The organism is Streptomyces sp. NPDC059534, from assembly GCF_042743475.1.
GTDB lineage: Bacteria > Actinomycetota > Actinomycetes > Streptomycetales > Streptomycetaceae > Streptomyces.
In genome coordinates this window covers 1-12,451 of record NZ_JBHWAQ010000022.1, presented here as the reverse complement: position 1 = coordinate 12,451, position 12,451 = coordinate 1, and the positions used below count along the sequence as shown (strand labels likewise).

Sequence of the window (12,451 nt, the reverse complement as noted above, 5' to 3'; positions counted from 1 at the left end):
GCCGACCTGCTGCGGTGAGTGTGGGATTTGAACCCACGGTGACATCGCTGCCACGACGGTTTCGAAGACCGTTCTCTTAGAAGTCCTGACAAAGGCGTTGGACGTGTGTGGAGCACGAAACAGGATCCCGCACAAAGCCTGCCGGTCAGGATCCAAGCCGACAGTCACACTGTCCGCTGCTTCTGTCAGGACCTCTTGGGCCGCTCGGGCAACCCACCCTCGCCCCGGCCCACCTGGGCTGGAGCGGGCTGGAGCGTACCGGCTGCGGGGGTGGGGCGGCGATGCACGACGCGCATCTCCACACCCCTGTCTCCGCGGTTCCTGGGCCCTACCGGCCCCGTCCGCGGGGGGACGGCCGCTTTACCACCTCTCCGGACCCGGAAACCCCCGTCCGGAGCAGCCGGCGGCCACCGCACGGGATGATGCATACGTACGGGCTGACGACGGTGGAAGCGGCGTCACGCGTACGAGTGGGTGTCGGGACGCCACGCCCGGCTCCGCGGCAGCCGCCCCGTGGGGACGCGCGCCTCCGGATCCCGTCGGGCGGGAGAAGCGAAATGCCCGGCTCAGAAGGCGTTTCCGGCCCTCAATCGATCAGCGCTGTGTGCGTGTCTAACCCCAAGCCGACGCCTAGATTGTTCAGAATGTCACCTACTGCCCCAGTTGAAACTATGAGGTTTCGTCGCCTAGGAGCGTGTCATGCAGATTCGCAGGTGGCTCCCGGACCAGCCCACTCTCATCGGCCGTCACAACTGGCCGGACGAGGACGGCAAGGGAACACATCTGCGGCTCCGGGCCGGCTCCATCGTCGTGCTGGACCGGCGGGCGTGGCGTGTCCTGGAGATCACCGGTTACCCCGACAACTCATGGCCGAAATCCTATGAGAAGGCATGGCGCGACCACGTGGAGCTGTGGTGGCACGCCAACGAACTGCGGCGGGCCGAGAACCAGGCGCTCAAACCGGCCCCCGATCGCGCCGAGTTCTACAGGCGACCGGTGGTGCTCGTGCTGCGCGACGAAAACCTGCCCCGGTCGGCGGTGAAGCACTGGTGCGCCCCCGCCAGCCTGGACTGGCAGGTCCTCCCCGAGCACTACGCCGTCTGCCGGGCCTGCGGCGAACTGCCGCCCTGCCACCACGGGGAGTACTGCCCGGAGGGCGGCCCCCGGCGTCCGGAGCAGAGCGGCGGCATCCCGCTCATCGTGCCGGAGGGCTGCTGCATGGGGTGCGCCGAGCAGATCAAGCCCCGCATGCGGACCGTACGTTTCCCCGGCCCCAACCTCTGGTACCCGGACCTCGGCGACGACACCGCGGTCTTCCACTCCCGCTCCTCCTGCGAGGACCAGGTGGAGTACTACCGCGCGCAGTGGCAGAGCGAGTACCCCCAGCCCGCCGCGCACCCGACCACGCCGGCGTTCCCGGGCTTCGACCACCTGCTCCTGCCCCGGGCCCGCCAGTCCCAGCACCCGGCCCCGGCCCCGGCCCCCCAGCACGGGAAGGCCCCGGCCCCAGTCCCAGTCCCGCAGCACGACCAGGCTCAGGTCCCCCAGCACGGACAGGGTTCAGTTCCCCAGCACGTACAGGATCACTTCGCGGTCCCCCAGCACGTACAGGATCACTTCGCGGTCCGCCAGCACGAGCAAAACCACTTCGCGGTCCCGCACATCCGGGAGGAGGCGCGCACCTCCCTGGCCGTCGGCTCCGGCGTCTTCTCGCCGTCCTTCGGCGGCTACCGGACGGAGCCCGAGTCGTACCCCTCCGCCCCTCCGCCTCCCCCTCAGAGCGCGGCGCCCGTGCCCGCGGCCCCTCCCGTAGCCGCCGGGGACGCCGGCCCCGCCGTCCGGGCCGCGGAGGAGCTGAGCCGCTCCCTCACGGACCGCCCGGTCTTCCACAACGCGGAGCAGGCGGCCCGGGTGATCGAGGAACTCACCGCGGCGGTCCGCAACATCGCCCTCTGCCTGAACGACCCACAGGCCCGCAGCCACCCCTGAACCCACCCGCTCCCCTCGCCACGGCACCGGGAACGCCGACGGCCCCTGACCGTTCCATCCGGTCAGGGGCCGTTCGTCTGCGGTGGGTGTGGGATTTGAACCCACGGTGACTCTCGCCACGACGGTTTTCAAGACCGCCCGGCACACAGCGGCTGCAAGCCTGCGACCTGCACGCTCCCTACGCTTCGGACGATTCGGCGGACTCCTGGCCCACAGATGGCCCACGCGCGCCCGGAACTGCCCCGGACAGACGGGAACCCTCTTCGGCGCGACCTACTACTAGAGGCGTCTCGGGCAGGCTCAAGACACGGACTGGACGCTGTGCAAGCCACCCTGACCGACGGTGCGCGGGCGCCTCTGTCCGGACATGCGTGAACCCGAGACGTTCGTAGTAGGAGTGAAGCCCCGAGTTGGTACGCCAGGTGTCGATGCGCACCCAGTCGCGTCCTTCCATCGCTGCCAGCTTGGACGTCCAGTCAACGATGCGTTCCCCAAGACGTCGGCCGGCCGTGCTGCGGCCGACGATCAACTTGTACAGGTAAAGCGCAGACTCCGGGCGGTCGTCATCCGTCCAAAAGTCCCGGTCCACGGGGCCACGGCTCACGGTCGCCAGGATTGAGCCGGAGTCCCCCTCGACCACCCAAGCGCGCCCCTCATCGATCGACGCACGCCATTTCGTGATCGCCTTGGCCCCCGTCTCAGGATCGCTCCATTGATCAGTGCCCTTGGACCCAAGCCAAGACTCAGCCTCCGTCCGGAGTGCCATCAGGGCCGGTACATCCTCCGCCCTCGCGGGGCGGAGGAACTCAGTCGGTGTCGACTTCATAGAGGATCTTGTGCCTGTCTCCGGGGAGGATAGTGACCATGCAACGCAGCGGCTTTCCGTCCGCGTCATAGCCGGTGCGGGTGTGCTCCGCTACCGGCGTTGCTGCGGGCAGCGCCAACAGCTCTGCTTCCTGCTTCGTCGGCATGCGAACCGCGATCTCGTCCAAGTACTTGGCTTGGATCAAGCCCACCGACGCGAGTACCCCGCCCGGAGCCGAGACGTCGCGCGGCTCCATCAGGAGAGTGCCCGCAACCAGCTCCTGAGGGAAGTACGAATCCGCCAACGCGTACGGACGGTTGTCGACGTACCGGATCCGCTTCCGAGCGACGGCCAAGCCGCCATCCGGCAGAGCAAGGGATTCACGAACGTGCCTCGGCGGCTCGACGATGGACACCGTGATCTCTTGCCTGGGCGCTTTGCCCTCCTGAGCTACAGCAGTGGCCCACTGATCCCCGGCAGTCTTCCCCTCGGCTGAGTTCTCGTGTCGGCTGCGGCTCTCTAGCGTCGACCAGTTCCACACCACAGGTGGGTAGTCCTCGCGGACGTACTTGCCCTGTCCCTGGCCGGTGACGACCAGCCCCTCATCAACGAGCACGCGCACGCCGGCGCGGATCGTCTCTCGGCTGTAGCCATACTCCGCCATCATTTTCGACTCGCTCGGCAGCGGGTCGCCGGGGGTGAGCGTCCCCCTCGCGATCTGATCCCGCAGATCAGCGGCAATTTCCTGAGCCTTCGTCATGCCACGTCGCACGGTGCCCCTTCCGGCATCGAACCAACTCCTCCGTACAAGTTAGACCAGGGGGCTTGACTCGCCAACCCTGCATCTACAAACTGATGGCACGTCACTCCTCCAGACAAGCCAGACGGGGTGTCAGGTACGTAGCTATGCAAGCCAGTTCGGGAGCGCGTGTCGGTCGTCGAGTTGTCGACTGATACGCCCCGAGCGCTCGGGTCGACTTGAGAACTGAACAGAGGGCGCACCGCAACCCGCACCTGGGGAGAGCGGCCGTCAGAACGGACATCCAACTCCGCAGCCACGCTGCGGCCGGTTGCCTCCTCTGCCCGTCCGGTCCCCTCGCGGGGTGCCGTACGGGCGGGGTTGAGGGGAGCCGGAGTTTCTGGTTCTAACGGCGAGACCCCCCGGTGCGCGAACACCGGGGGGTCGTTTCGGGCCGTTCCTGTCTGAGAGGAACACACCCAATGCTGTCCATCGCTGCACTTCAGGCCGTTGTTACGGCCACCCCGTCCGTCGGTGAGCCGTCGGACGCGGAGCTGGACGCGATCGAGTGGGAGATGCCGCTGATCCTGGCGGAGGTCGACCTGCTCGACGCGGAGATCATGACCCTTGACCGTCCGGCCACGATGCTGGACGAGCGGCGTATCCGCCGGGCCCGTAACCGAGTGCTGGCGGAGCGCCGGGACCTGACCAACCGCGCCGGCCTGGCGCAGGCGGGCGGTGTCGCGTGAGCAGGCTGACCGACCTCAACGGCGACGCGACCGGGCTGCTGGCCGCGATCGTGGAAGCCCTGGACATCCCGATCCCCGCGATCGACCGGGCCGACGAGCGCGAGCACTACCGCTTGCTGGAGCGCCGCGCGACGGACGTGTTGATCGGGCTCTCGGCCCTGCTGAGGCACCCCGGCGCCGGGGCCCTGGAGGACACCGCCCGGCACATCCGCCGCTTCACGGCACACACCCCCGTCACCTACACCCCCTTCACCTTCGAGACCTCGGAGGGCAAGCGGTGAGCGCCGCCGGCAGGGAGCTGAGCAAGCTCCAGAAGGGCGTACTGGGGGCGGCGTTCGTGCCGATGCTCGCCACGGGCGGCGCCGGAGGGTACGGCACCTACACCAACATCAAGGCCGCCTATGGTCCCGGCACGGCCGTGGGTGCGGTCGCGGCCGGTGAGGGTGCGACCGCAGTCCTGGCGATCGTGCTGCTCGGCCTGACCCTGTTGGGCCAGTCATCGCCCCGGGTGATCCGGGCGGGGCTGTGGGCTCTTCCCGCCGCCGCTGCGGCCATGTCCGCCACGGCCGCCAAGACCCCGGGCGAGATGGTCATCTACGCCCTGACCCCCATGGGCATGACCGCCTCCGCCGAGGGGGCGGCGTTCCTCGCCCGCCGGATCGTCGTCTACCGCGACGGGCGCGACGCCGAGGCCGAAGCGCACGCCGCCGCGATCGTCCAGGCCCTGGCCTATCACCGGGCCCGCGCCGCCAACCACCCCGACGAGGCGGTGCGGAAGAAGTCGGAACTGAAGTCCTGGAAGCTCGCCCGGAAGGTCGGCGCCGGGGACATCGCCCTGGGCGATCGGCTGCTCGACGTCCAGCGCCAGCGCGTCACCACCGGCGCTGACGCCGCCCTCGCCGACATGTTCGGCGTCCCGACCGCCCTCGCCCTGCCCGCCGGATCGGTCGACGAACCGGTCGGGGTGGTGGTGGAGCTGGAGGTGGATCGATCTACCCGACCGATCCACCCCATGAATGCGGAGGAATCAGAACAGACCAGTATGGAACGGTCTACCTCTGACCAGCCCGTACCGGCTCTCGAACCCGTTCCGGTCGACCCCGGGCCGATCGGTCAGGAAGAGTCCACCCGGGCAGTGTCCGAGGGGTCGACCGGTCGGGCGATGGCGCGGTCGATCGCGGCCGAGGAAGCCCCCCGCCGCCGGGCGACCGGACGGGTGCCGGACGTCGCGAAGTCGACCCAACCGCGCCGCACCAAGGATGAGCTGCTCGCGGAGGCTCGGCAGTTGACCGAGTCGTGGGCGGTCGATCAGTTGACCGCCGACGGCATCCGCAAGGCTCTCCGGACCTCTCCGGAGAAGGGCCGGTGGCTGCGCGACACCCTCAAGGAAGAGCGCGGTGAGACGTCGTGAGCACGCTCCCCGTCTACCGATGGCGCTTCGCCCCCGAGGGTCTGGCCACCTTCCGACAGCTCCGCGCGGCGGGTCTGCGGCCGGCCGGTCAGCCGGTCGTCGCCCAGCTCGAACGCCCCCGCCGCCGACGCGGCCCGCTCGTCGCGTTCCTCTACCGGATCGACCTCGCCGCCCCGGTCCGGCCGATGACCCCGGCCCGGTGGGCGGCACTAGAGCGAGCGAACGCGGCCCGACGGATCTGCCCCGAGTGTGGGCGGGACCCCGGATACCGCATCCCGCCCTCGCTCGGCATGTGCACCCCCTGCGCCTACCCCACCGCTTCCTGAGGAGGCCGCTCATGTTCAACGCCACCATTCAGATCCTGGTCCGCCCGACGGGCGACGTCACGGTCTACTCCCACCACATGACGGTGCCCGCGTCCCTGGCCCTGTCGGTCGTGGAGTCGGACCAACCCACCGCCGAAAACGCGCAGGTGCACCAGACGATCGACCGTGACGGCCACGGCATCCGCGTCTTCTACACCCGACTCGCGGTCGCCCACCGTGGCGCCGACGACATCACCCACATCGTCACCATCCCGACGGCTGCATTGACCGAGGAGTCCCGGTGAACCATCTCCCGGAGCCGGTCCGGGTCGTACAGCTCCCGGACGGCACCTACACCTACGCCGACCACCTCCCCACCCCGATCCAGTCCGTGCCGATGCCGCAGGTGATCCATCAGCACATCCACCAGGCGCCGCCGGACCGCACCGTCCAGCGGATCGCCCTCGGCTCCGGCATCGGCGCCGGCACCGTCGCCGCCGGGGTCTATTTCGGCCCGCTCCTCGTCGGCGCGCTCACCGCGATCGCCGCGAACCTGGCCCTGCTCGCGTTCCTGGCCGCAGTCATGGCTTGGGGCGTGGTGAGCGTCGTGAAGTCGGTCGGCGGCCCGGACGGCAAGGCCGCTGCGAAGACCCTCGCCCGCACCCGCCGGAAGGGGAAGTGACGTGTTCAACGCCGGAGACAAGGTGCTGATCGTCGCGTGCGAGGACGACCCGAGGGCGGTGGGCCGTACCGGACGAATCCTCGACGAGGTCCCCCCGGGCCCGCTCACCGAGGGCCGGTGGACGGTGGACCGGATCAGCTGGCTGATCGCCCCGGTCCTGTGCCACGCCCACGAGTTGCGCAAGGTCACGCCCGGCCGCTGACCGGTCCGGGTCTGACGCCTGCCTGCCCACCCCCGAGCCTCCCTGGTCGGGGGTGGGTGGGGAGTCGGGACAGCCCCGGCCCCGGAAGGGACCATGTCGTGGCCAGCAAGAGCAACGAGAACGACGAGAAGACCCCGCCGCTCACCGCCGGTGAAAAGGTGCAGGTCGGTTGGTACGTCGCCCGCATGTGCAAGCGCGGGATCGCTGGAGAGACCGTCTACCAGGGTGACCTGGAGGCCAAGGTCGAGCGCGTCATCGACAAGGCGCGCAAGCGGGCCGCGAAGTGAGCGCGGCCCTGTCGACCTGGAAGTTCACCGTCTACGCGACCGACAGCAAGGGCCGCCTGGGCAAGCACAGCAGCCTGGTCCACTCCCACAGCGAGGCCGCTGCCCGCCAGGGCGTCATCGAGTCGGTGCAGGCCGCCGGTTACCAGCCCTGCGGACCCGTGAAGCTCACGCCGAAACGCACGTAGCTATGCCCCGGGGCGGCCGACAGCCGCCAAGCACCCGACCGCCCCGGGCCCATTCCCTCCGCCCTTTCGAGCAGCAGGAGAACCCCAGCATGACCGACAACGTGGTCCCCCTGTTCAAGGACCCGACCATCCAAGAGCCCACCGCCCTGGCCGTGCCCCTCACGGTGGTTCCCGACCCCGCCCAGAAGCCCCGCCCGTTACGGGTGTTCGTCCGCACCTCCCGTGCCGTGAGCGGCGTGGTCAGGCACGAGCGGACCCGCCAGGCCGCCCGCCTCACGGTCCGCCACGGCGCCTACGTCCTGGGCGGCACCCGCGTGACGGCCCGCCGCGCGTGGGACGGGCGGACCGGCGCCCGCTACGAACGTCTCCTGCGGGCGGCGGAAGCCGCGGGGAACTACGAGGCCGCCGGCGAGTGGGAGGAACGCCTGCACCGCTTCCGTATCGAGCGGCACAAGCGGCGCATGGACCTGCTCACCGCCCCGCAGGACCTGGCGAAGAGTGCCGCGATCGGTGCGGCCGGCGGCATCGGCGGACTGATCGCCATCGGGATCGCCCTGGCGATTGCCACCAAGGACCCCGGCGACGTCTTCACGCCGCTGATGGCGCTGATCGAGCTGATCAGGCTGCTTGTCTTCCTCGTGCAGTTGGTGTGGGGCCCGCTGATGGTCGTCGGGCCGTTTCTCGCGCTCGCCGGACTCTGGGCCGTCGGCAGGCAGCGGGCCACCGCCCCGCAGTGGGCTCTTCCCGACCGTCAGCGGTCCGACGACGCCGGAATGCCGATCACCCCGTCCATCGTGGTCACCGCCATGCGCGACCTCGGCATCGCCACGCTCCGCAAGGCCATCAAGGAGATGGGCGACGTCGGCGCGGCGATGCTCGGCCCGATCCGGATCGCCGGATGCGGTGTCGAGGTCGACGTCACCCTGCCGTCCGGGGTGTCCACGGAGGAGATCCAAAAGCGGCGCAAGAAGCTCGCGGAGAACCTCAACCGGCACGAGCACGAGGTGTTCATCACGATCCCCGAAGCGGCCCGCACGGTCCGCCTCTGGATCGCGGACTCCGGAGCGCTGGACGAGCCGATCAGTCCGTCCCCGCTGGTCACAGACCCGACGATGACCGCCGACTACAAGAGCGGCAAGGCCCCTTGGGGTCAGGACCTGCGGGGCGACGCTGCCGGGATGAGCTTGTTTCAGCGCCACATGCTGATGACCGGTGTGTCCAACCAGGGCAAGACCGCCTCTCTGCGGGCCCTTGCGCTGTGGCTCGCGCTGGACCGGTCCGTCAAGTTCTGGATGGCCGACCTCAAGGGCGTTGGCGACTGGGACATGTTCACGGGTATCGCCGACGTCCTGATCCAGGGCCCGACCGACAAGCAGGTCATCGAGGCGACCGAGATGGTCGAGGCTGCCGTCAGCGAGATGGAGCGCCGGATCCTGGCGCCCAAGGGTGAGAAGTTCCCGCCGCTGATCGTCCTGGTCGATGAGGCACAGGTCGCGTTCATGTGCCCGGCCGTCGGTGACGACAGGCGTCCCTTCGGCGGCACCAAGGTCACGTCCCGGTACTTTCAGGCCGTCCGGAAGCTTCACAACCAGGGCCGCGCGGTGGACGTGCTGCTGTGGCAGGGCACGCAGGACCCGACCGACGAGAACCTGCCCAAGGTCGTCCGCGAGGGCGCCCACACCCGCGCATCGCTCGTCCTGGGCACCGAGTCACAGGCTCGCATGGCACTGGGCGACAAGGCCATCGACGGCGGCGCCGCCCCGCACCTGCTGCGGCAGGGGCTCGACAAGGGCACGCTCGTCGTCGCCTCGGACGGCATCAAGATTCCGGCCGGACAGACCGCCATCACCGTCCGCACCCACTACATCGACGACGACGCTGCCGCCGCGATCGCGCAGAGGGCCAGGGACCTGCGCAACGGGGTCACCACCCTGACCGCAGTCGAGCCGCCCGAGACCGCTGCGGACGCGCTCGCCGACATCGCCGCCGCCTTGGGCAGCGAGTCGAAGATGCTCACTCAGGAAGTCCTGCGCCGCCTCGCCGCCGCGCATCCGGGCGAGTACCGCGAGTGGACGTTCGCCAACCTGAAGCAGGTCCTCGATGCCGCCGGCGCCCCGCCCCGCAAGACGGACGGGCGCATGCACGTCGACGGCCTCAAGGTCGCCGACGCGCTCGCCCGACGGGCCGACGAGATGTCGGATTCCGTCGCCGAGTGACAGGGAGGCGGCAGGGAGGCAGGGAGAAGTCCCTGACCGCCTCCCTGACCCGCCTCCCTGGCTCTGATCAGCACAAACACCCATCCAGGGAGGCAGGGAGGCACCCCAGCTCAGGCCCCTTGAACGGCCTCTAGAAGCCCGTTCGGGCCCTCGCCTGCCTCCCTCCCTGACCCTTCACACCAGCCGAACGGAGAACAACCCCGTGGCCATCAGCCTCTCGCTCGTCGCCCTCTTCGGACTCGTCCTGTTCTTCCTCCTGCGCTCCCGCACCCTCGGCCCCGGCGCCGCGTTCACCGCCGCCGGATTCGGCTTCTTCCTCGCCTCCACCGGCGCCGCCAAACCGATCAACCAGCTCACCGAGAGCCTCATCCAGGCCGTCTCCCAGCTCTGACCCAATGGGTCACCTCCTCGACTGGGGCGACGCCCGGCACTTCGACCACACCCAGGGCCGGCCCTGCTGCCTGTGCGGCCGATCAACCCCCATGCAGTCCCACGCCGGTGAGGTTGTCCACAAGGTGTGCGCGGAGGACTGGAACGCCGCCCGTACCGACGAGCCCCGCCGCTACACGGTCGCCACCAAGGCCAAGCCGCAACAGCACGACGTCGGCACCTGGCGCTTCCACAACGACGGACCCACCACGGATCAGCGCGTCACCATCCTCGCGCCGGTCGCTACCGACCCCCCTCGGCGTGGCGTCGTCGACATCGACGTCGAGCCGGGGCAGCGCGGCCTGTTCGCCGCGTGACAGCAAGAAGGGCGGCCCCCCATCTCGCCAGAGTCGGGGCCGCCCTCATTCCAGCAATACACAAGAGAACTGGAGACCCCCAGCATGACCCATCCCACCGACAATCCGCGAGAGCGCGCCACCCGGCCGTTACTTCTCGACCTGTTCTGCTGCGCCGGTGGCGCAGGAATGGGCTACAGGCGCGCCGGATTCGACGTGATCGGCGTCGACATCGCCCCGCGACCCCGCTACCCGTTCACCTTCGTCCAGGCCGACGCCCTGGAGTACCTCTCCGGGCTGATCGCGTCGGGGGAGATCGAGCGGTTCGCGTTCGTCCACTCCTCCCCGCCCTGCCAGGCCGGATGCGCCCTGACCGTGGGCACCAACCAGTCGCGCGGCTGGGGCGGCACCCACGTCGACCTCGTCCCGCCCACGCGAGTGTTGTTGGAGGCGTCCGGGCTGCCGTACGTGATCGAGCAGCCCAACGGCAAGGCCGAGATCCGCAAGGACCTCACCCTGTGCGGCGAGCGGTTCGGGCTCGGCGTCCTGCGGCACCGGAACTTCGAACTGGGCCACTGGAGCGTCGTCCAGCCCGCGCACGTGCCCCACCGGGGTCGCGTGCGCGGCTGGCGGCACGGGGAGTTCTTCGACGGCCCGTACGTCGCCGCGTACGGCAACGGCGGCGGAAAGCCGTCCGTCTCCGAGCTTCAGGCCGCGATGGGCATCACGTGGACCGACGTCCGTGAGGAACTGACCGAGGCCATCCCCCCGGCCTACAGCCACTGGATCGGCGCCCAGTTCCTCGCGCAGGTTCGGGCGGAGGTGTCGGCATGACGTCCCTGCCTGCGCCCCTCAGCACCGCGCTGAACCTTGCCGCCGGAGGACTGCCCGTCCTGCCGCTGCGTCCCGGGAAGATGCCGTTCGGCAACTGCGCCGCCTGCGCGAACAACGCGTGCGGCGGGCGGCCGAACATGAAGGCCCCCGGCCCCTGCGCCTGCCCCCGGCCCTGCCACGCCTGGGCCGCCGCCACCAATGACCCCACCGTCGTCTCCTCCCCGGCCTGGACGGCCGCGTGGAGCCGCGCCGAGGCCGTCGCCTACCACCCGGGCGGTGCCGGGGTGACCGTCGTCGACCTGGACCACCAGGCCGCCGTTACCTGGGCCCGCCAGACCCTCCCGCCCACCCGGACCGTCGCCACCACCCGGGGTGAGCACTGGATCTACTCCGGCACCCTGCGGTCGGTCAACGGCGTGCGCGACGGCGTGGACCTGAAGTCCTCCATGTCCTACGCCCGCTGGCTCGGCCCCGGCACCGGCACCATGGCCGACCTGCCGGACGTCGTTCGCGCGCTGGCCAACAAGGCGCCGACCACCAACCGCCCCTACCCGCGCGCGGTCTCGATGCCCGTGCCCGCCGGCGGTGGCGAGTGCCGCCACCGCTCGCCCGCCTATCTGGAGCGCGGCATCGCCATGGCCGAGCAGCGGATCACCGACGCGGCCGGCGCCATCCACACCACCGTCTACCGAACGTTCCTGGCGGTGTTGTCCGCGCATGGTCGGTGCGGCTGCCTCACCGAGGCCCACATCGCTCGCCTCTTCGCCGCCGCGCACGCCAGGGGCGAATCCGACCGGCACTGCACGGAGGCGTGGTCCAACGCCCAGTCCGCTTTGGGGATGTGACATGTCCGAGGACGACAAGACCCCGGCCCGCGAAGTCATCACCGACTACGCGCAGAGCCACTTCCGGTACTTCCGCACCGTCGACGGTGCCGTCTACGCCCAGCGCAACGGCCACCCCGTCGCCCGCCCCATCCGATCGCAGGGCACGTCCGGCAGCCACCGCCAGGAACTCATGGTCGGCCTGTTCCGCGACGGCCACGGCGTCTTCAACGGAACCGCCTTGAAGGAGGCACTCGACTTGATCGAAGCGCTCGCGCTCACCGAGGACGTCCAGCCCACCCACATCCGCGTCGCCCCCGGATTCGACGGCGCCACCTGGCTCGACCTCGGTCGCGACGACGGCAAGTCCGTCCGCATCCACCCCACCGGGTGGGACATCCTGACCCCCGACCCGCGGGAGGTGTCCTGGCGCCGCACCCAGCTCACCGGCGAGATGCCCCTCCCGGTAAAGGACACCGAGGGCAAGGGCATCGACCG

At 70.0% G+C, this 12,451-nt stretch carries 17 protein-coding genes, 1 tRNA gene and 1 pseudogene; 16 read left to right on the top strand and 3 right to left on the bottom strand.

Annotated features, from left to right (window positions below; all coding sequences use genetic code 11):
* Window positions 1-12: 12 nt before the first annotated feature.
* Window positions 13-218, bottom strand: a tRNA-Arg gene (locus ACFVZH_RS24820).
* A 481-nt stretch (window positions 219-699) separates the two neighbouring features.
* Here ACFVZH_RS24820 and ACFVZH_RS24815 point away from each other — a divergent pair.
* Entirely contained in the window at window positions 700-1,989 is a 1,290-nt protein-coding gene (locus tag ACFVZH_RS24815) for a hypothetical protein (RefSeq protein ID WP_384900388.1), read from the top strand.
* Between the two features lie 178 nt (window positions 1,990-2,167).
* Here the strand turns inward: ACFVZH_RS24815 and ACFVZH_RS24810 are convergent, their stop codons facing one another.
* Window positions 2,168-2,755 (bottom strand): GNAT family N-acetyltransferase, encoded by a 588-nt coding sequence (locus tag ACFVZH_RS24810; RefSeq protein ID WP_384900386.1) that lies wholly within the window; start codon window positions 2,753-2,755, stop codon window positions 2,168-2,170.
* 40 nt (window positions 2,756-2,795) lie between these two features.
* Window positions 2,796-3,554, bottom strand: coding sequence for a GntR family transcriptional regulator (locus tag ACFVZH_RS24805; RefSeq protein ID WP_384900384.1), 759 nt, complete (start codon window positions 3,552-3,554; stop codon window positions 2,796-2,798).
* A 461-nt stretch (window positions 3,555-4,015) separates the two neighbouring features.
* Between ACFVZH_RS24805 and ACFVZH_RS24800 the strand changes: the two genes are divergently transcribed.
* The 15 genes and pseudogenes from ACFVZH_RS24800 to ACFVZH_RS24730 form a co-directional block, all read left to right on the top strand.
* Window positions 4,016-4,282 carry a DUF6284 family protein gene (locus tag ACFVZH_RS24800; RefSeq protein WP_384900381.1) on the top strand — a complete coding sequence of 89 codons (267 nt, stop codon included), beginning with the start codon at window positions 4,016-4,018 and terminating at the stop codon, window positions 4,280-4,282.
* Window positions 4,279-4,563, top strand: a complete 285-nt coding sequence (locus ACFVZH_RS24795) for a hypothetical protein (RefSeq protein WP_384900380.1) — start codon at window positions 4,279-4,281, stop codon at window positions 4,561-4,563. The genes ACFVZH_RS24800 and ACFVZH_RS24795 overlap by 4 nt, the downstream gene beginning before the upstream one ends.
* A complete protein-coding gene (locus tag ACFVZH_RS24790; RefSeq protein ID WP_384900378.1) occupies window positions 4,560-5,693 on the top strand; it encodes a conjugal transfer protein in 1,134 nt (377 codons plus the stop codon). Before ACFVZH_RS24795 ends, ACFVZH_RS24790 begins: the two co-directional genes overlap by 4 nt.
* Window positions 5,690-6,019, top strand: a complete 330-nt coding sequence (locus ACFVZH_RS24785) for an RRQRL motif-containing zinc-binding protein (RefSeq protein ID WP_384900376.1) — start codon at window positions 5,690-5,692, stop codon at window positions 6,017-6,019. Before ACFVZH_RS24790 ends, ACFVZH_RS24785 begins: the two co-directional genes overlap by 4 nt.
* An 11-nt stretch (window positions 6,020-6,030) precedes the next feature.
* Entirely contained in the window at window positions 6,031-6,303 is a 273-nt protein-coding gene (locus tag ACFVZH_RS24780; RefSeq protein ID WP_384900374.1) for a hypothetical protein, read from the top strand.
* Window positions 6,300-6,680, top strand: a complete 381-nt coding sequence (locus tag ACFVZH_RS24775; protein ID WP_384900372.1) for a DUF6251 family protein — start codon at window positions 6,300-6,302, stop codon at window positions 6,678-6,680. Before ACFVZH_RS24780 ends, ACFVZH_RS24775 begins: the two co-directional genes overlap by 4 nt.
* 1 nt (window position 6,681) lies before the next feature.
* A complete protein-coding gene (locus ACFVZH_RS24770; protein ID WP_384900370.1) occupies window positions 6,682-6,882 on the top strand; it encodes a hypothetical protein in 201 nt (66 codons plus the stop codon).
* A gap of 98 nt (window positions 6,883-6,980) precedes the next feature.
* Complete coding sequence (locus ACFVZH_RS24765; RefSeq protein WP_384900368.1) at window positions 6,981-7,169, top strand: DUF6257 family protein; 189 nt, start codon at window positions 6,981-6,983, stop codon at window positions 7,167-7,169.
* Entirely contained in the window at window positions 7,166-7,354 is a 189-nt protein-coding gene (locus ACFVZH_RS24760; RefSeq protein ID WP_384900367.1) for a hypothetical protein, read from the top strand. The genes ACFVZH_RS24765 and ACFVZH_RS24760 overlap by 4 nt, the downstream gene beginning before the upstream one ends.
* 89 nt (window positions 7,355-7,443) lie before the next feature.
* Entirely contained in the window at window positions 7,444-9,570 is a 2,127-nt protein-coding gene (locus tag ACFVZH_RS24755; RefSeq protein ID WP_384900365.1) for an FtsK/SpoIIIE domain-containing protein, read from the top strand.
* Window positions 9,571-9,772: 202 nt separating this feature from the next.
* Window positions 9,773-9,961, top strand: a complete 189-nt coding sequence (locus tag ACFVZH_RS24750; RefSeq protein WP_384900363.1) for a hypothetical protein — start codon at window positions 9,773-9,775, stop codon at window positions 9,959-9,961.
* 4 nt (window positions 9,962-9,965) lie between these two features.
* A complete protein-coding gene (locus ACFVZH_RS24745; protein WP_384900361.1) occupies window positions 9,966-10,316 on the top strand; it encodes a hypothetical protein in 351 nt (116 codons plus the stop codon).
* Between the two features lie 84 nt (window positions 10,317-10,400).
* Complete coding sequence (locus tag ACFVZH_RS24740; protein ID WP_384900359.1) at window positions 10,401-11,129, top strand: DNA methylase; 729 nt, start codon at window positions 10,401-10,403, stop codon at window positions 11,127-11,129.
* Entirely contained in the window at window positions 11,126-11,974 is an 849-nt protein-coding gene (locus tag ACFVZH_RS24735) for a bifunctional DNA primase/polymerase (RefSeq protein ID WP_384900357.1), read from the top strand. The genes ACFVZH_RS24740 and ACFVZH_RS24735 overlap by 4 nt, the downstream gene beginning before the upstream one ends.
* A 1-nt stretch (window position 11,975) precedes the next feature.
* Window positions 11,976-12,451: pseudogene (locus ACFVZH_RS24730) on the top strand (ATP-binding protein); the annotation flags it as partial.